We start from the raw sequence: 17,685 nt of genomic DNA on the forward strand, positions 1-17,685 counted from the left end.
TGCCGGCTCCCCGCGCGCCAGCGCGGATCCCGTCGCGAGCGACGCACTGCCACGTGATGTCCAGCTGTTACACCGCCCCCAGAAGGGAACCCCCATGAACCACCACCTTCGCCGATACGGGCCCGCCGGGCTCGCTCTCGGATGCATCGCCACACTCGCCATCGCTGTCGGCGCCCAGTCCGCCCCGGGCTCGGGCACGGACGATCCCACGCTCGAGAGCCGCGTCACGGCGCTCGAGCGACGGGTGACCGCGCTCGAGGAGGACCGGCCGACGCCGACGCCCACCCCCACCCCGACGCCCACCCCCACCCCGACGCCCACCCCGACCCCGACGCCCACCCCGACCCCGACGCCCACGCCGACCCCGACGCCCACGCCGACCCCGACGCCCACGCCGACCCCGACGCCCACGCCCACCCCGACGCCTGCGGGCGGCTTCCCCAACGCCGCGACCACCGGTGTGCCGGCCGGCGTCACCCTCGAGCCCTACACCGGGCCGTGCATCTTCCGCGAGTCCAACGGCTCCTCAGCGGTGATCGACGGCAAGGACGTCCGGGCGAAGTGCGGCGAGCTGTTGGCCTACCACCCGTTCGCCTTGACCGTCCGCAACAGCCGGGTGCCCCGCATCGAGGTCACCAACAGCGGCCAGAGCCTCGACATCAGGGACAGCGAGGTCGTCGCGGGCGCCTGGTCCGACGGCGCGCTGTGGGGATCGAACATCACGGCCACCCGCGTCGAGGTCACCGGCGGCCAGCACTCCGTGCACTGCGAGGACGACTGCACCATCGTGGACTCCTGGCTCCACGGCCAGTACAACCCCGCCGGCGGGTCGTACCACACCAACGCCTTCCTCACGAACGGCGGCAGCGGCATCGTGCTCCGGCACAACACGCTGCACTGCGACTCGATCCTGAACAGCACCGACGGCGGGTGCACCGCCGACGTGTCCTTGTTCGGCGACTTCGGTCCCGTCTCCGACGTGCTCGTGGAGCGGAACCTGCTGAAGGCCAACGCCTCGTCGATCTCGTACTGCGCGTACGGCGGCTACCAGCCCAGCAAGCGGTACCCGATCGCCACCGGCATCCGGTTCATCGGCAACGTCTTCGAGCGCGGCACCAACCGCCGGTGTGGCGTCTACGGGCCCGTCACGTCGTTCCAGTCCACCGCGACCGGCAACGAGTGGACGGGCAACACCTGGGACTCCGGCGAGCCCCTGACCCCCTGACCGTCCCCGACCCGTAACACGCTCGACCTTCACGGCGCTGAAGTGAAGAGGGCAGCGGCGCGACCATTTCCCCCCGGATCGAGGTCGCGCCGCTGTTCCCCTGTCGTGCGCGGCCCCCCGGGCTGTACCGTGGACCGAAGGCGTTCGATCCGGGGGGATGGACTGCCTGGTGGCGGCCCGGGTGCTCACATCCTGAGCACCCGGGCCCGCCGCTGATCTTCCGCGGCGGCCTGGGCGGCCTCAGTCGCCCGTCGGTCCGAAGCGCTCGACGCGGATGGCCGCGGGGTCGAGGCCGGCCGCGACGAGCAGGTCCTCGGCGTAGGAAGCGAAGCGGGCCGAGCCGCAGACGTAGCCGAGGTCGACGCCCTCGAGCAGCGGGCCCAGCTCCTCGGTCGTGAACGGACCGGCCGGCCGGTCTCCGACGTCGGTCCGCGTGAACGCGAGGGTCGCTCCATAGCGCCGGAGCTCGGGGGCGTAGGCGAGCTCGTCGGGGGTGCGGCCCATCGCGGCGATGCGCAGCAGGTCGGTGCGCCCGAGCCGGCGTGCCGTGCGGGCCATGGCGACAGCGGGCACGACCCCGGTGCCGCCGACGAGGCACAGGACACGGGACCTGGTGTCCCAGACGAACCAGCGACCGATCGGTCCGCGCAGCTCGAGCACGTCGCCGACCTCGGCGACGTCGGCGAGGAACTCCGAGACCTCACCGTCCGGCTGCCGCTCGACGAGCAGCTCGAGCAGTGGGTCGTCGCTGTCGGAGGCCAGGGAGTACGAGCGCTGGGCGGTGTAGCCGTCGGGTGCGCGCAGCCTGAGGATGTAGTGCTGACCGGGCAGGTGGTGGGGCCGGTCGTCCACGTGCAGCCGCAGCCGGACCGTGTTCGTGGTGGGCTGGTCCTTCTCGATGATGCGGCCGTCGCTCCAGGCCGCCATGGGAGCCGGGGCCACGTCAGTCGTCACCCTGGTAGCGCTGCTCGCGCCACGGGTCGCCGCGGTCGTGGTAGCCGTTCTGCTCCCAGAAGCCCGGCCGGTCCTCGGTCATCAGCTCGAGGCGGGAGAGCCACTTGGCCGACTTCCAGAAGTACAGGTGCGGCACCAGCAGCCGGAGCGGACCACCGTGCTGGCGGGGGAGCGGCTTGCCGTCGAAGCTCCACACCACCCAGGCGCGGCCGCCGGTGACGTCGGCCAGCGGCAGGTTGGTCGTGTAGCCGGTCACCGAGTGCGCCAGGACGTACGCCGCCGAGGTGTCCGGCTCGGCGACCGCGAGCAGGTCGTCGACGCTGACCCCGCTGAAGGTGGTGTCGAGCTTGGACCACGTGGTCACGCAGTGGATGTCGCCGAAGTAGGTCGAGCCCGGGAGGGCGTGCAGCTCCTGCCAGGTCCACGTGTGCGGCGACTCGACGAGGCCGTCGATGCTGAACGTCCACGACTCCTCGGGCTGGTGGGGCGTCGCCTCGGCGCTCAGCACCGGCCACGACGAGCCGGTGTCGTACTGCCCGGGTGGGAGCCGACCGCGCTCCGGCTCGGGGCGGCGGCGGTGGAATCCTCGGGTGACAGGCATCGATGCTCCTGGGAGTCGGCTCGTGCTCGACCGGACGAGGGCCAGTCTGCCGTGGCGGGACGCCTACGCGAAGTGTCTCCACTCGCCTTCCGAGACGACCTCGACCCGGTCGCCGTCCACGAGGACAGCGGACTGCTCGTCGAGGGCGTACGCCGGGTTGCCGAGCTCGGCGGCCCACTGCCCGGCCACCTCCAGGGTGTTGCCCGGGAACAGGCCGACGTGCGGGAACAGCGAGAAGTCGACGAGGCCGAGGGTCCGGTCGCCCTCCTCGGGCCGCCACTCGACGAACAGGTCGCCGATGCGCGGGGTGAGCGCCATGCTGCCGGCGCTGACGCCGACCCAGACGGTGTCGGTCAGCTCGGGCAACAGGTCCGCGAGCCCGGACTCCCGCAGCCAGTGGGCGAGGTACGTCGCCTCGCCGCCGTCGACGAGCAGCACGTCGGCCGCGCGCACCCACGGCACCCAGCGGTCGGTGCTGATCGTGGGGAGCGCCGTCAGCTCGAGGAACCCGACGGACCGCCAGCCGAGGCCGGTCATCGTCGGCGGCGACCCGTCGGTGACGAAGCGCCGCAGCGACTCCGGCCCACACATCGGGTGACCCCACTGGGCCGTCGGGATGCACAGCGCGCTCGACTCCTCGACCGGTTTGCCGAGCAGGTCGACGAGGGCCGCGCGGATGCTGTCGTTGGTCACGCCGCCGGAGGTGAGCAGGAGCTTCATCCCTGCATCGTCGCAGGGTGGCCCGGCGCTACGGTCGTCCCGTGAGCGACTACCAGCGGATCCTCGTGGTCAGCACACGGGCTGACGCGGCGGAGGTCGCGCGGGTTCGGGCCGGCATCGGGTCGTCCGCGGTCGTCATCACCGCCCCGACCGCCGACGGCAAGCGCATCGTGCAGGGGCTCGGTCACACCGCCCACCCGGAGGTGGTGCTGGCACCGGTCCGCTTCCCCGACGTGGACCGCGGTCACCGGCTCGACGAGGTCGTGCGACGCCACGCGGTCGCCGACCGGTTCCGTGACGTCGTGGTGGTGGCCGACCCGTCCACCATCACCCTCCTGCTGCGGGTGCTGGCGCCCGACCAGCTGCCCACCTCCGGCCCCGTCACCGAGGTCGGCCTCCCGCGGGGGCCGCGGCCGGTGCCGCTCGGTCGCGCGGCCGCTGCGGGGGTGGCCCTCGCCCTGCTGGTGTTCCTGCTGTCCGCGGTGGTGCCGGTCTGGTCGCTGCCCGCGCTGGCGGCCGTGGTCGGGCTCGGGTTGCTGACGCTGCCTACGCGTCGCTGGCTCGGCCTGTCGGTGCTCATCGCGGTCGCGGTGGCGCTCGGCGTCTCGCTGCTCGCCATCGCCGGATCGGCGAGGTTCCCCGGCGCCTGGTGAGGCCTCGGCCCGTCGGGCGTCGGACGTCAGGCGGGGGCGCCCGGTGCGGCCAGGGCGGGCGTGCGCCGCAGCACGACGACCATCGCGCAGACGGTGAGCAGCAGCGTCGAGGCGAGGGCGACCACGCCCGGCCAGCCGGCGTGGCTCCAGGCGGCGCTGCCAAGGTTGCCGAAGACCGACGCGCCCAGGTAGTAGGCGAAGAGGTAGAACGCCGCCGCCTGCCCGGTGCGGACGCCCGCGAGGTGGGCACGCGCGGTGACCCACCCGCTCGCCAGGCCGTGGATGCAGAAGAAGCCGACGGTGAGCGCCGCCATGCCCAGGACGACGACCGGCAGGGCGTCGGCCAGGGTCAGCCACACCCCCACCAGCGCGAACGCGCAGCCGACCGGGATGGTGGCGCGACGGCCGATGCGGTCGGCGATCCGGCCGGACGTCGCCGAGCTGACGGAGCCCAGGGCGTAGACGAGGTAGACCAGGCTGATCGTGCCGACCGAGAGCCCGTAGGGCGCCGAGCTGAGCCGGAAGCCGAGCGCGTTGAAGACCGCCACCATCGTGCCGATCCCGCAGGCGCCCAGGACGTAGAGCGCCAGCAGGGCCCGGTCGCGCACCGCTGCGCGGGCGCCGTCGAGCACCGACCGCAGGTCGGCCGGCCGGCGCACGAAGTGTCGCGACGCCGGCAGCAGCCACGCCACGACGGCCGCGCACGCGAGCGCGGCGAGCGCGGCGGCCGCCATCCCCCAGCGCCAGCCCGCGGCGTCGGCGACCGGCGCGGTGACCACCCGGCCGGCCATGCCGCCCAGGGCGGTGCCGGCGATGTAGAGGCCGAACGCCCGACCGTGCGCGGAGGGGTGCAGCTCCTCGCGGAGGTACGCCGTGGCGACGGCCGGCAGCCCGGCGAGGGTCACGCCCTGCAGCATCCGGAGGCCGAGCAACGCCTCCCACGACGGCGCCAGGGCGCACAGGACGCCCACGACCGCCGCGGACCACAGGGCGAGGTGGATCAAGGGCGTGCGGCCGACCGCCTCCGACACCGGTCCCGCGACGAGCAGCGCCACGGCGAGGGACGCGGTCGTCAGTGACATCGCCAGGGTCGCGCGCGTGGGGGAGACGTCGTACGCCTCGACGAGCTCGGGCAGCAGCGCCTGGACGTCGTACAGCAGCACGAACGTCGCCATCCCGGCGGCGAACACCGCCACCATCACGCGGCGGTAGCCGGCGGTGCCCGGGAGGTACGGCGTCGGGCCGGCGTCGACGGGTGAGAGCTGGGCGGTGTGCACCCGTCGATGGTCCGCCCTCCCGGCTCATGCGTCCAATGTCGGAAAGCGGGCATGGCGATACGATCTGCGCATGATGCTCCGTGACCTCGGCTGGCTGGTGGAGCTCGGCGACCTCGGCCACGTCACCGAGACGGCGGCGTCGCTCGGCACGAGCCAGCCCACGCTGTCGCGTTCGCTCGCCCGGATCGAGGCGGAGCTCGGGGTGCGCGTCTTCGAGCGGACGCCGGCCGGTCTCGAGGTCACTCCTGACGGGCGGGTGGTCCTCGACGCCGCCCGCGACCTCGTCGTACGCCACCAGCAGCTGCGCGCCGACCTGGCCAACCGGCTCGACCCGGACACCGGGATCGTCCGGCTCGCGTTCCTGGACTCGATGGCCACCACGCTGGTCCCCAAGCTGCTGCGTGCCTTCCACGCCGAGGCGCCGGCCGTGAAGGTCGTGCTGAGCCAGGAGCCCGCGCACGACATCCGCAGCGACCTGGACCGCGGTGCCGTCGAGCTCGGGCTCACCATGGACCGGGCCGAGGACCTCGGCTGGCTGGCGGTGCAGCGTGAGCGGCTCGTGGTGGTGGTGCCGCCCACACACCGCTTCCGCGGCCGCACGCGCATCGACCTCGCCGCACTGGCCGACGACGAGCTGGTCACGACACCGCCGGGCTTCGGCCACAGCGCGCTCGTGCAGGCCCTGCTCGCCGAGGCCGGCGTGAGCCCCCGGATCTCCTTCGAGAGCGCCGACCTGGCCACGATCGAGGGTCTGGTGGCCGCCGGGCTCGGGGTGGCGATCGTGCCGGAGGCGTTCGCCGGTCAGTCGGGGTCGGTGGGGCTCGCGCTGTCGTCCCCGTCGGCGACGCGCACGATCGGTCTCACCTGGCGCACCGACAGGCCGCTCGCGCCGCCGGCCGAGCGGTTCCTGGCGTTCGTGCGCGGCCGGACGTGGGCCGGCTGACGCCGGACGGGGTTGGTCAGCCCTTGCGCGGGCCGAAGAGCAGCCCGCGGCGTGCGGTCTTGCGCGGCTGCGGGATCGCCGGGGCGGGCCACCACTCGAGGCTCGGGTGGCCGGCGCGGTTGAAGCCCTCGCGGTAGACGAAGTTGTCGCCGCACGAGCAGACCCAGCGCTCACCCACCTCGTGGTGCTCGCCGGTCGGTGCTCCCTCGGTCTGCAGGCAGACGTGGATCATCGTCGAGTCCATCAACGCTCCCTCCCTCGCGTCGAGCCCGGGCACAAACCCCCGTGTGTGCCTGGTTCGACCATCGTCGTGGGGACCTCGCGGAAAGAGAATGGGTGGGAGTCGAACTGCGGCCCATCTTGAGGAAACCTCGGTCGTTCATGCCGGGTTCACCGGATCGAGTGCCGGAGTGGCCTCGAGGGGTCAGATCCAGCGCTGGAACCAGATGCGCGCGTCCCACTCCGACTTCGTGAGCAGGACGTCGGTCCAGATCGGCCAGAACCACGCGAAGGCGATGAGGGCGAGCACGGTGTAGCTGCCCGCGACGACCACGCCGAAGGTGCGCCGCGGCGTCGGCACGTCGGACGTCCCGATCAGGTGCCCCATGACCAGCGCGACCGACAGCACGAGGAACGGCAGGGCGGTGATCGCGTAGAAGAAGAAGATCGGTCGGTCGTCGAACGCGAACCAGGGGAGCCACGTGCTGGCGAGACCGGCGACCACGACGCCGTGGCGCCAGTCGCGGGCCCCGGCCCACAGCAGCAGCGAGGCCACCGCCGCGAGGCTGCCGCCCCACCAGATCACCGGGTTGCCGAGGAGCAGGACCTGCCGGATGCAGCTCGAGCCCGAGGGGGCCGCGCACCCCTGTGAGCCGGGCTGGATGTCGGTCTGGGCGTCGACGCCGACCGGGCGGCCCATGACCAGCCACGTCGACGGCTTGGAGGCGTAGACGTGCGTCGAGTCGTTGAGGAAGTGGCTGTGGAAGGTGTAGACGTCCTGGTGGTACGACCACAGCGATCGCAGCGACTGCGTCACCTCCCCGAGGCCGTCGGCGTCCGGCTCGCTCGCGGTCGGCCACGGCTTCCCGCCACCGTAGGACGTGTACTGCGTGTTGTTGAACGCGTCCTCGTAGACGTCGGCGTGCACCAGCCAGCCCGTCCACGACGCGACGTACGTCGCCAGCGCGACGCCCACCAGCGCGACGAACGCCGGCGCCCCGTCGAGGACGATCGAGCGGAGCAGCGGCCGACGCTGGCCGAACGCCCGCCGCGCCCCGGCGCTCCACAGCCAGGCGAGGAGGCCGAAGACGGCCAGCGCGTAGACCGCGGACCACTTCGTGCCGCACGCCAGGCCGAAGCTGACCCCGCCGAGGACCAGCCAGGGACGCCACCACGTCCGTGTCGCGCCGGCGGCCAGCCGGTCGCGCAGCCACTGGCGGTCGGCGACCACGCAGTGCACACCGCAGAGGGTGAAGAACGCCAGGAAGATGTCGAGCAGCGCGAGCCGCGAGAGCACGAGCTGGAGACCGTCGACGGACAGCAGGAGGCCCGCGACGAGCCCGAGGACCGTCGAGCCGGTGACGCGCCGGGCGAAGCGGCACATGAGCAGGACCATCAGCGCGCCCACCACCGCCGACGCCGTCCGCCAGCCGGTGGGGTCCATCCCGAACACCTTGATCCCGGCGGCGATCAGCCACTTGCCGACCTCGGGATGGACGATCATCGACGGACCGTCCTGGAACAGCCCGGTCAGGTTGCCGTTGAGGATCGTCTTGTCGGCGTCCTCGACGTAGCCGCGCACGTAGCCGTGGTGGAGCAGCGACCACGCGTCCTTGGCGTAGTAGGTCTCGTCGAAGGAGAACGCGTGCGGCGTGCCGAGGTGCCAGCGGCGCAGGAAGAACGCCAGGCTGGCGAGGCAGAGCGCGCCGGCCCACCCGAACATCGGGTCCTCCGACCGCCAACGCGGACGATTCCGCTCGGCGGCAGTCGGGCTCACGCGGGCACTCTAGCCAGACGCCACCGACGACTCGGCCCTCCCCGCGAGCCTCTACGGTGAACCCCATGACTGGCGTCCTCGTCCTCGCGGGCACCCCGATCGGGCAGGCCGGCGACGCACCACCGCGGCTGGCCGCCGAGCTCTCGGGTGCCGACGTCGTCGCGGCCGAGGACACCCGACGGCTCAAGCGGCTGTGCGCCGACCTCGGGATCACCCTGTCCGGTCGGGTCGTGTCCTACTTCGAGGGCAACGAGCAGGCCCGCACACCTGTCCTGCTCGAGGCGCTGCTGGCCGGCGAGCGGGTCGTGCTGGTGACCGATGCGGGGATGCCGAGCGTGTCCGACCCGGGCTACCGGCTGGTCACGGCCGCGGTCGAGCACGACGTACGCGTCACGGCTGTGCCCGGACCCAGCGCCGTGCTGACCGCGCTGGCCGTCAGCGGGCTGCCGGTCGACCGGTTCTGCTTCGAGGGCTTCCTGCCGCGCAAGGCGGGCGAGCGCGGGCGGCGGCTCGCCGCCCTGGCCGCGGAGGAGCGCACGATGGTCTTCTTCGAGGCGCCGCACCGCACCGAGGCGGCGCTGGCGGCGATGGCCGAGGCGCTGGGCGGGGACCGCCCGGCGGCGGTCTGCCGCGAGCTGACGAAGACGTACGAGGAGGTGCGCCGAGGACCGCTGGCCGAGCTGGTCGCGTGGGCGGCCGACGGCGTGCGCGGCGAGGTCACCATCGTCGTCGAGGGCTCGGGCGGAGCCCCGGCCCTCGACACCGACCCCGGCACCCTGCGCGCGGCCGTCGCCGACCTCGAGGCCGCCGGCTCCACCCGCAAGGAGGCGATCGCCGAGGTCGCCAAGCGGGCCGGCCTGCCCAAGCGGGAGGTGTACGACGTTGTCCACCGCTGAGGGCGGAGCCGGGCCGACCCGCAGCCGCGCGGCGACGGAGGAGACGTCGGGCGCCCGGCGCGACCGCGAGCGCCCGCCCGCACCCGAGCCGCTGCCGCACCCCGTCGTCGACAACCACTGCCACCTCGACATCGCCGACGGCGACTGGCTCGACACGGCGGACGCCGTCGCGGCCGCGGCTGCCGTCGGCGTGCCGCGGATCGTGCAGATCGGCTGCGACCTCCCCGGCGCCCGCTGGGCGGTGGCCGCGGCGGCCGAGCACGACGCGCTCGTCGCAGGCGTCGCGCTCCACCCGAACGAGGCGCCCCGCCTCGCCGAGGCCGGTCGCCTCGAGGAGGCGCTCGCGGAGATCGAGCAGCTCGCGCAGGCCCACGACAAGGTGCGGGCCGTCGGCGAGACCGGGCTCGACGCCTTCCGCACCGGCGAGGACGGTCGGGCGGCGCAGGAGGAGAGCTTCCGGCGTCACATAGACCTGGCCAAGCGTCTCGACAAGACGCTCGTCATCCACGACCGAGACGCCCACGACGACGTGCTGCGCATCGTCGACTCCGAGGGAGCGCCCGAGCGCTGGGTGATGCACTGCTTCTCGGGCGACGAGGCCTTCGCCCGTCGCTGCCTCGACCGCGGGGCCTTCCTCAGCTTCGCCGGGACCGTGACCTTCAAGAACGCGCAACCGCTGCGCGACGCGCTCGCCGTCACGCCCCTCGACCGGGTGCTGGTCGAGACCGACGCGCCCTACCTGACGCCCACGCCGTGGCGCGGTCGGCCCAACGCCTCCTACCTCGTGCCGCACACTGTGCGGGCCATGGCAGAGGTGCTGAGGGTCGACCTCGAGGAGCTGTGCCGGGCGATCGACACCAGCACCGAGCGCGCCTTCGGAGGCCCCTGGTAGGTCGGCTGACAGGTAGAACCGTGAGCGGTCACACGCCGGATTTTGCCGTCAGGAGTTTGCGTCATCGCCGGTCATCGTTATCGTCTTGTGATTGTTGGCCGGGATCGGGAGCGAATACCGGCAGCACGAGGACCGGTTCGGGCCGGTCCTGCGAGACCCCCGCTCGCACGTCGTACGGCTCCCGCGACCTGGTCGTGGATGCCGCGCAACGCTCGGCCGGGGGGGTGCTGCCCCCGAGAACCGGAAAGTACGACGTTCGGAGAATCGTGCGCTCTCGTCTCGCGCAGCTCAGCAGGTCCAAGACCGTCCTGGCGACCCTCGTGGCGCTGGTCGTGGCGGCCGTCGGAGGTACGACGGTCGGCTATGCCGCCCTCAGCAAGGACGTGACCCTCACCCTCGACGGGGAGACCCGTCAGGTCAGCGCCATCGGCGGCACCGTCGCTGACGTGCTCGCGGCCGAGGGCATCGAGGTCACCGACAAGGACCTGGTCGCCCCGGCGGTCGACGAGGCCGTCACCGACGGCTCGGCCATCGCCGTGCAGTTCGGGCGACCGCTCGAGCTCGCCGTCGACGGCGAGTCGCACACCTACTGGGTGAACTCGACCAACGTCGCGAGCGCGCTCGGCGAGATCGGGCGCCGCTTCGAGGGCGCCGACCTGTCGGCCAGCCGCGGCTCCTCGATCGGACGCAGCGGGTTGACCCTCGACGTCGTCACGCCGAAGGTCGTCCACCTCAAGCTCGGCGCCAAGCAGCTCAAGAAGCGCAAGATGACCGCACTGACGGTCGCCGACGTGCTCAAGTCGGCCGGCTTCGACGTCGACAGGCACGACAAGGTGCGTCCCTCGCTGACGACCGAGATCGCGGACGGCGACAAGATCGTCGTCACCGACATCCGCGTGGCCACCAAGAAGGTGCAGCGCGAGGTCGTCGACGCCCCCGTCGTCGAGCGCGAGGACTCCTCGATGTTCGAGGGCGAGCAGGAGGTCGTGCGCGCCGGTCGCGACGGCGTCCGCAACGTGACCTACCAGCTCCGCTTCGTCAACGGCGACCTCGCGGCCCGCAAGGTCGTCCGGTCCGACGTGCGCCGCAAGGCCGTGCCCCGCGTCGTCGCGGTCGGCACCAAGGAGAAGCCCGAGGAGCCGGCTGCCGACTTCTCCGGCGGCAGCACCGTGTGGGACTCGCTCGCGCAGTGCGAGTCAGGCGGCAACTGGGCCATCAACACCGGCAACGGCTACTACGGCGGCCTCCAGTTCAACGTCGGCACCTGGCGTGCCTACGGCGGCACGGGCTACCCGCACCAGGCCTCCCGCGAGACCCAGATCGCCGTGGCCACCCGCCTGCGTGACGCCACCGGTGGCTACGGCTCGTGGCCCGGGTGCGCGGCCAAGCTCGGCCTGCCCCGCTGATCGAACGCTGACCACCTAGGCTTCACCCCCATGACCACGAACCCGGCCGGCCCGAGACTCCTCGGGCCGGCCGAGGTGCGTCAGCTGGCCGCCGAGCTCGACCTGCGACCCACCAAGCAGCGCGGGCAGAACTTCGTCATCGACGCCAACACCGTGCGCCGGATCGTCCGCGAGTCCGGCATCACCGGCGACGACGTGGTCGTCGAGGTCGGACCCGGGCTCGGGTCGCTGACCCTCGCGCTGCTCGAGGTCGCCCGTCGGGTCATCGCGATCGAGGTCGACCCGCTCCTGGCCGAGCGGTTGCCCGCCACGATCGCGGCGTACGCCCCGGGGCAGGTCGACCGCTTCGAGGTGGTGCTGGCCGACGCGATGCGCGTGGACTCCGTGCCCGGCCCGCCGCCGACCGCGCTGGTCGCCAACCTGCCCTACAACGTCTCGGTGCCGGTGCTCATCCACCTCCTCACGCTGCTGCCGTCGCTCGAGCGCGGGCTGGTGATGGTGCAGGCGGAGGTCGCCGACCGCCTCGCCGCGCCGCCCGGGTCGAAGACCTACGGCGTGCCGAGCGTGAAGGCCGCGTGGTTCGCCGACGTACGCCGTGCCGGCGCGATCGGTCGCAACGTCTTCTGGCCGGCCCCCAACGTCGACTCCGGTCTCGTCGCCTGGACCCGGCGCGAACCCCCGGACACCACCGCGACCCGCCAGCAGGTCTTCGCGGTCGTCGACGCGGCCTTCGCCCAGCGCCGCAAGCAGGTGCGCGCCGCCCTGCGCGGGCTGGCCGGCTCGGCGGAGACGGCGACCGCCGCGCTCGAGGCCGCAGGCGTCGACCCGACGGCCCGCGGCGAGGTGCTCGACGTGCACGACTTCTCACGCATCGCCGAGGGCCTGGCGGCCACCCGGGCCGCGGCGCCGGACCAGGGCGCCGAGTGAGCACCACGGTCCGCGCGGCCGCGAAGATCAACCTCCACCTCGGGGTCGGCGCGCCCCGCGAGGACGGCTTCCACCCGCTCGACACGGTCTACCAGGCCATCTCGCTCTACGACGACGTCACCGTCTCCGACGCCGGCGAGGACACGATCGCCGTGTCCGGCACTCCCCACATCGACGTGTCCGGCGTGCCGACCGACGCCACCAACATCGCTGTGCGCGCCCTCGCCGAGGCGCCGTGCGGGGGGCCGCACCACGTCCAGATCACCAAGCAGATCCCCGTCGCAGGCGGGATGGCGGGTGGCTCCGCCGACGGCGCGGCCGCCCTGCTCGCGCACGACCGGCTGCACGACCTGGGCCAGCCGGACGACGTGCTCCTCGCGCAGGCCGCCCGGCTCGGCAGCGACGTCCCGTTCTCGCTCGTGGGAGGTACGGCGCGGGGCCGGGGCCGCGGCGAGGTCGTCGAGCCGATCGTCGACCACGGCACGTGGTGGTGGGTCGTCGTGCCGGCCGCCGTCGGGCTCTCGACGCCGGAGGTCTACCGCCACTTCGACCGGCTGCACCCCGACGCCCCGGCGCAGCCCGCCGAGCCGACGGAGCTGCTGGCCGCGCTGGCGAGCGGCGAGCCCGTCCGGCTGGCGCGCGCGCTCCACAACGACCTGCAGGAGCCGGCCATCGACCTGCGACCCGAGCTCGGCGACCTGATCGCGCTCGGGGAGGCCGAGGGTGCCCTCCGCGGCATGGTGAGCGGCTCGGGCCCGACCTGCGTCTTCCTCTGCGACTCCCAGGTCGGCTCCATGGAGGTGGTCACCGCCCTGTCGGCGTCGTACGACGTCGTGCTCTCCGCGATCGGTCCCGTTGCCGGCGCCCACGTCGTCAGCACCCGCGAAGCGGAGTGGGACCTGCGATAGGTCCCGGATGGGGTCCGGACCGGGTGGTGTGAACCGCAGCGGGCGGGGAAGCATGCCGTTATGTTGTGCGCGGCGTCGACGACGTCGCGCTGATCGCCTGGGGGAGGCATCGTGACCGTGTTCTTGGTGGTGGGCGCCGTCGGCGTCCTGCTGCTGCTCGTGGCGCTGGTCGTCGGCGACGTCCTCGACGGTGCCCTCGAAGGCCTCAGCGCCGGGTTCTTCTCGACCGAGGCGCTCGCCGGTTTCCTCGGCGCCCTCGGCTTCGGCGGCGCGATCGCCCTGGAGGTGACCGGCTCGACCTCGCTGGCGGTCGTCGTCGGCCTGGTGCTCGGCGTCCTGCTCGGCTGGCTCGCGGTCCGGGCCTCGGCGTACCTGCACGGCGACGGCAAGGGCGACACGGTGCGCACCGCCGACATGCTCGAGAAGATCGGCTCGGTGGTCAGCGCGATCCCCGACGGGGGCGGCTTCGGCGTGGTCTCGCTCAGCGTCGGCGGCCACATCACGCGCCTCAACGCCCGCTCGAGCGTCGCCGTGCCCGCCGGCACCCAGGTGAGCGTCACGCAGGTCATCTCGCCCACCGCCGTCCAGGTCGAGCCCCTCTTCCTTCCCTGACCCCACCGCCCCACGTCGCACCACACAAGGAGCACTGCCCATGTTCACTCTGTCCCCGGTCGTCACTGCTGTGGCCGGCTTCGTCCTCCTGCTGGTGCTGCTCGCGCTGCTGGTGACCACGCGCTACAAGGTGGCCGGCCCCAACGAGTCGTTCATCATCACCGGCCGCAAGGGCAAGGGCGAGGTGCGCAACCCGGAGACCGGCGAGATCTCCACCGACCTGTCCGGCCAGAAGGTCGTCATGGGCGGCGGCGTGTTCGTCATCCCGTTCGTGCAGCGCCTCGCCACCCTCGACCTCTCCTCGCGCCGCATCTCGGTGCAGATCCGCGGGGCGGTCTCCGGGCAGGGCATCAAGCTCAACCTCGACGGCGTCGCGCTGGTCAAGGTCGGCGGCAACGAGGACTCCATCCGCGCGGCCGGCCAGCGCTTCCTCAGCCAGCAGGCCGACATCGAGACCTTCACCCAGGAGGTCCTCGCCGGTGCGCTGCGCTCGATCGTCGGCTCCATGTCCGTCGAGCAGATCATCCGCGACCGCGCCGCCTTCGCCCAGCGGGTGGCCGAGGAGTCCGAGTCCTCGCTCACCGGCCAGGGCCTGGTGCTCGACACGTTCCAGATCCAGGACATCACCGACGACGGCTCCTACCTCGCCGACCTCGGTCGCCCCGAGGCCGCCAAGCTCAACCAGCTCGCCTCCATCGCCGAGGCCAACGCCCGCCAGGCGGCCGAGCAGGCCCGCATCGCCGCGGAGCAGGAGATCGCGGTCACCCAGCGCGCCCTCGCCCTCAAGAGCGCCGAGATCAAGGCGGAGACCGACGCCGCCAACGCGCAGGCCGCGGCCGCCGGGCCGCTCGCCCAGGCCGACCGCGACCAGGCGATCCTCCTCGAGCAGGAGAAGGTCGCCGTCCGGCAGGCCGCCCTCAAGGAGCGCCAGCTCGACACCGAGGTCCGCAAGCCCGCCGACGCCGAGCGCTACCGCGTCGAGACCGAGGCGCAGGGCCGCCGCAGCTCCGCGATCCTCGAGGCCGAGGCCCGCAAGGCCGCGTCGATCGCCAACGCCGAGGCGGAGGCCGAGAAGGCCCGCCTGACCGGTGAGGGTGAGAAGTCACGACGTTCCGCGCTCGCCGAGGCGGAGGCCATCGAGGGCGCCAAGCGGGGTGAGGCCGAGAAGGCCCGCCGCGTCGCCGAGGCCGACGCCCTCCGCGCGGAGGGCGAGGCCCAGGGCGCCGCCATCCTCGCGGCCGGCCAGGCCGAGGCGGAGGCCATGGACAAGAAGGCCGCGGCCTTCGCCGGCTACAACGAGGCAGCCGTGCTCCAGATGCTGATCGAGGTGATGCCCAAGGTGGCCGCCGAGCTGGCCCGCCCGATGGGCCAGATCGACAAGCTGACGGTCATCTCGTCCGACGGCGCAGGCGAGCTGCCCAAGCAGGTGACCAACAACTTCGTGCAGACGATGGAGCTGCTCAAGACCACCACCGGGCTCGACGTCGAGTCGCTGATCAAGAAGTACTCCGGCACCAACGGGTCCACGCCGCAGCTCGACCCGGCAGCCCAGGCCCCGGCGGACGGCTCGCCTGCTTCCTGACCTCCTCGGGACGCCGCCGTGGGCGGTGCGCCAGCCACATTCCGGAGCCCGTGGATGTGGCTGGGTCACCGCCCGTCGGCGTGTCGTGCGGGACGCACCGGGCGGGCGGTGTGCCAGCCACCTCCGAGCGGCGGCGAGATGTGGCTCACGCACCGCCCGTGAGGGGGCGTACGCCGATCCGTCGCCGCTGGGGTGCACCTGAGAGGATCGCCCGGACATGGCGAACCTGATCAACCTCGAGCGCGTCTCGAAGTCCTACGGCGTACGGCCCCTGCTCGACAACGTCTCGCTCGGCATCTCGCTGGGTGAGCGCGTCGGCGTCGTGGGCCGCAACGGTGACGGCAAGACGACCCTGCTCGAGGTGATGACCGGCATCGAGCAGCCCGACACCGGCCGCGTCTCCCGCACCCGTGGTGTCGAGATCGGCTACCTCCACCAGGGCGACGAGCTCGTCGACAGCCACTCCGTCCGCGAGGCGGTGCTCGGTGGGCGGCAGGACCACGAGTGGGCCGCCGACCCCACCACGCGACAGGTCGTCGAGGAGCTGCTCGCCGGGGTGACCCTCGACCGCGCGGTCGTCGGCCTGTCCGGTGGCGAGCGACGTCGCTGCGCGCTCGCCGCGCTGCTGCTCTCGCGTCACGACCTGATCGTGCTCGACGAGCCCACCAACCACCTCGACGTCGAGGCCGTGGCCTGGCTGGCCGGACACCTCGTCGGCCTCCCGAGCGCGCTGATCGTGGTGACCCACGACCGGTGGTTCCTCGACGCGGTCTGCCAGACGACGTGGGAGGTGCACGACGGCGCGGTCGACTCCTACGAGGGCGGCTATGCGGCGTACGTCCTCGCCAAGGCCGAGCGTCAGCGGCAGGCGGCCGCCACCGAGACGCGGCGGCAGAACCTCGCCCGCAAGGAGCTCGCCTGGCTGCGGCGCGGCGCCCCGGCGCGTACGTCGAAGCCGAAGTTCCGCATCGACGCGGCCAACGCCCTGATCGACGACGTGCCCGACCCGCGTGACCGGCTCGAGCTCCAGCGGTTCGCCAGCCAGCGGCTCGGCAAGGACGTCATCGACATCGAGGACGTGGACCTCAAGCGCGGCGAGCGCGTCCTGCTCGACCACGCGACCTGGCGCATCGGCCCGGGCGACCGGATCGGGATCGTCGGCGTCAACGGCGCCGGCAAGACGTCGCTGCTGTCGCTGATCGCCGGGACGCTCGCGCCCGACGTCGGCCGAGTGAAGCAGGGCCGGACGGTCGAGATGCAGCACCTCACGCAGGCGCTCGACGAGATCGACCCCGAGGCGCGGGTGCTGCCGACGGTCGAGTCGATCCGGCGGGTCAGCAAGACCCTCGACGGCCAGGAGGTCACCGCCACCTCGCTGCTGGAGCGCTTCGGCTTCACCGGCGACCGGCTCACCGCGCGGCTCGGCGACCTGTCCGGCGGCGAGCGACGACGCTTCCAGCTGCTCAAGCTGCTGCTGATCGAGCCCAACGTGCTGCTCCTCGACGAGCCGACCAACGACCTCGACATCGACACCCTCAACGTCCTCGAGGACTTCCTCGACTCCTGGCCCGGCACGCTCATCGTGGTCTCGCACGACCGCTACTTCCTCGAGCGGGTCACCGACTCCGTCTGGGCGCTCCTCGGCGACGGCCAGGTCTCGATGCTGCCTCGCGGGGTGGACGAGTACCTCGAGCGACGGGCCGCGTCCGCCTCGTCCGCGTCCCTGGGCGCCGGTGGTGGCGGCACATCGCATACGTCGGGCGCTCCCGTGCGCGATCTGCCGCCACCCTCGCCCGGTGGTGGCGGCACATCGCAGGTGGCGACCGCCGACGGAAGCGATCTGCCGCCACCCTCACAGAAGGCGCGGGCCGGAAGCGCGGAGGACCGCGCCGCCCGCAAGGTGCTCGCCCGGGTCGAGAAGCAGCTCGAGCGCATCGCCGTACGCGAGGCGGAGCTGCACGCGGAGATGGAGGCCAACCTCACCGACTACGACCTGCTCGCGCGGGTCGGCGGGCAGCTCGGCGAGCTCGCGGCGGAGAAGGAGGAGCTGGAGATGGAGTGGCTCGAGGCCTCCGAGGTCGTCGACTAGACGC

17 protein-coding genes are annotated in these 17,685 nt (G+C 72.9%); 11 read left to right on the forward strand and 6 right to left on the reverse strand.

Translation table 11 applies throughout. The features are described from left to right. The first annotated feature begins 94 nt into the window (after positions 1-94). On the forward strand, positions 95-1,225 hold the full coding sequence (locus JOD65_RS06310; protein WP_191195528.1) for a hypothetical protein: 1,131 nt from the start codon (positions 95-97) through the stop codon (positions 1,223-1,225). Between the two features lie 240 nt (positions 1,226-1,465). On the opposite strand, the gene JOD65_RS06315 is transcribed toward JOD65_RS06310, so the two are convergent. The 3 genes from JOD65_RS06315 to JOD65_RS06325 form a co-directional block, all read right to left on the reverse strand. Continuing rightward, a complete protein-coding gene (locus JOD65_RS06315; protein WP_307820972.1) occupies positions 1,466-2,179 on the reverse strand; it encodes an FAD-binding oxidoreductase in 714 nt (237 codons plus the stop codon). After that, a complete protein-coding gene (locus tag JOD65_RS06320) occupies positions 2,169-2,780 on the reverse strand; it encodes a sulfite oxidase-like oxidoreductase (RefSeq protein ID WP_191193234.1) in 612 nt (203 codons plus the stop codon). Before JOD65_RS06320 ends, JOD65_RS06315 begins: the two co-directional genes overlap by 11 nt. Positions 2,781-2,843: 63 nt before the next feature. After that, a complete protein-coding gene (locus tag JOD65_RS06325; protein WP_191193233.1) occupies positions 2,844-3,500 on the reverse strand; it encodes a Type 1 glutamine amidotransferase-like domain-containing protein in 657 nt (218 codons plus the stop codon). Between the two features lie 41 nt (positions 3,501-3,541). On the opposite strand from JOD65_RS06325, the gene JOD65_RS06330 reads away from it, so the two are divergent. After that, positions 3,542-4,153: a hypothetical protein gene (locus JOD65_RS06330; protein WP_191193232.1), complete on the forward strand. Its 612-nt coding sequence runs from the start codon at positions 3,542-3,544 to the stop codon at positions 4,151-4,153. Positions 4,154-4,179: 26 nt separating this feature from the next. On the opposite strand, the gene JOD65_RS06335 is transcribed toward JOD65_RS06330, so the two are convergent. Then, on the reverse strand, positions 4,180-5,430 hold the full coding sequence (locus JOD65_RS06335) for an MFS transporter (protein WP_307820973.1): 1,251 nt from the start codon (positions 5,428-5,430) through the stop codon (positions 4,180-4,182). Positions 5,431-5,500: 70 nt separating this feature from the next. On the opposite strand from JOD65_RS06335, the gene JOD65_RS06340 reads away from it, so the two are divergent. Beyond that, positions 5,501-6,373, forward strand: coding sequence for a LysR family transcriptional regulator (locus JOD65_RS06340; RefSeq protein ID WP_191193231.1), 873 nt, complete (start codon positions 5,501-5,503; stop codon positions 6,371-6,373). A gap of 16 nt (positions 6,374-6,389) precedes the next feature. Here JOD65_RS06340 and JOD65_RS06345 read toward each other — a convergent pair whose 3' ends face one another. Then, positions 6,390-6,617: a hypothetical protein gene (locus tag JOD65_RS06345; RefSeq protein WP_191193230.1), complete on the reverse strand. Its 228-nt coding sequence runs from the start codon at positions 6,615-6,617 to the stop codon at positions 6,390-6,392. Between the two features lie 180 nt (positions 6,618-6,797). Continuing rightward, positions 6,798-8,369 (reverse strand): dolichyl-phosphate-mannose--protein mannosyltransferase, encoded by a 1,572-nt coding sequence (locus JOD65_RS06350; RefSeq protein WP_307820974.1) that lies wholly within the window; start codon positions 8,367-8,369, stop codon positions 6,798-6,800. A gap of 65 nt (positions 8,370-8,434) precedes the next feature. Between JOD65_RS06350 and rsmI the strand changes: the two genes are divergently transcribed. The 8 genes from rsmI to JOD65_RS06390 all read left to right on the forward strand — a co-directional run bounded on the left by rsmI (position 8,435) and on the right by JOD65_RS06390 (position 17,681). Then, the gene (rsmI, locus tag JOD65_RS06355) at positions 8,435-9,265 is read left to right on the forward strand and encodes a 16S rRNA (cytidine(1402)-2'-O)-methyltransferase (protein WP_191193229.1); all 831 of its coding nucleotides are present in this window, start codon (positions 8,435-8,437) and stop codon (positions 9,263-9,265) included. Beyond that, positions 9,252-10,157: a TatD family hydrolase gene (locus JOD65_RS06360; protein ID WP_191193228.1), complete on the forward strand. Its 906-nt coding sequence runs from the start codon at positions 9,252-9,254 to the stop codon at positions 10,155-10,157. Before rsmI ends, JOD65_RS06360 begins: the two co-directional genes overlap by 14 nt. 266 nt (positions 10,158-10,423) lie before the next feature. Next, positions 10,424-11,563 carry a resuscitation-promoting factor gene (locus tag JOD65_RS23655; RefSeq protein ID WP_307820977.1) on the forward strand — a complete coding sequence of 380 codons (1,140 nt, stop codon included), beginning with the start codon at positions 10,424-10,426 and terminating at the stop codon, positions 11,561-11,563. Positions 11,564-11,593: 30 nt separating this feature from the next. After that, positions 11,594-12,490, forward strand: a complete 897-nt coding sequence (gene rsmA / locus JOD65_RS06370; protein WP_191193227.1) for a 16S rRNA (adenine(1518)-N(6)/adenine(1519)-N(6))-dimethyltransferase RsmA — start codon at positions 11,594-11,596, stop codon at positions 12,488-12,490. Next, a complete protein-coding gene (locus JOD65_RS06375; RefSeq protein WP_191193226.1) occupies positions 12,487-13,398 on the forward strand; it encodes a 4-(cytidine 5'-diphospho)-2-C-methyl-D-erythritol kinase in 912 nt (303 codons plus the stop codon). Before rsmA ends, JOD65_RS06375 begins: the two co-directional genes overlap by 4 nt. Before the next feature lie 111 nt (positions 13,399-13,509). Next, entirely contained in the window at positions 13,510-14,010 is a 501-nt protein-coding gene (locus tag JOD65_RS06380; protein WP_191193225.1) for an NfeD C-terminal domain-containing protein, read from the forward strand. Between the two features lie 40 nt (positions 14,011-14,050). Beyond that, a complete protein-coding gene (locus tag JOD65_RS06385; RefSeq protein WP_191193224.1) occupies positions 14,051-15,592 on the forward strand; it encodes a flotillin family protein in 1,542 nt (513 codons plus the stop codon). A 217-nt stretch (positions 15,593-15,809) separates the two neighbouring features. After that, positions 15,810-17,681: an ABC-F family ATP-binding cassette domain-containing protein gene (locus JOD65_RS06390; RefSeq protein ID WP_191193223.1), complete on the forward strand. Its 1,872-nt coding sequence runs from the start codon at positions 15,810-15,812 to the stop codon at positions 17,679-17,681. Positions 17,682-17,685 lie beyond the last annotated feature (4 nt).

It is taken from the genome of Nocardioides cavernae, assembly GCF_016907475.1.
Lineage (GTDB): Bacteria > Actinomycetota > Actinomycetes > Propionibacteriales > Nocardioidaceae > Nocardioides > Nocardioides cavernae.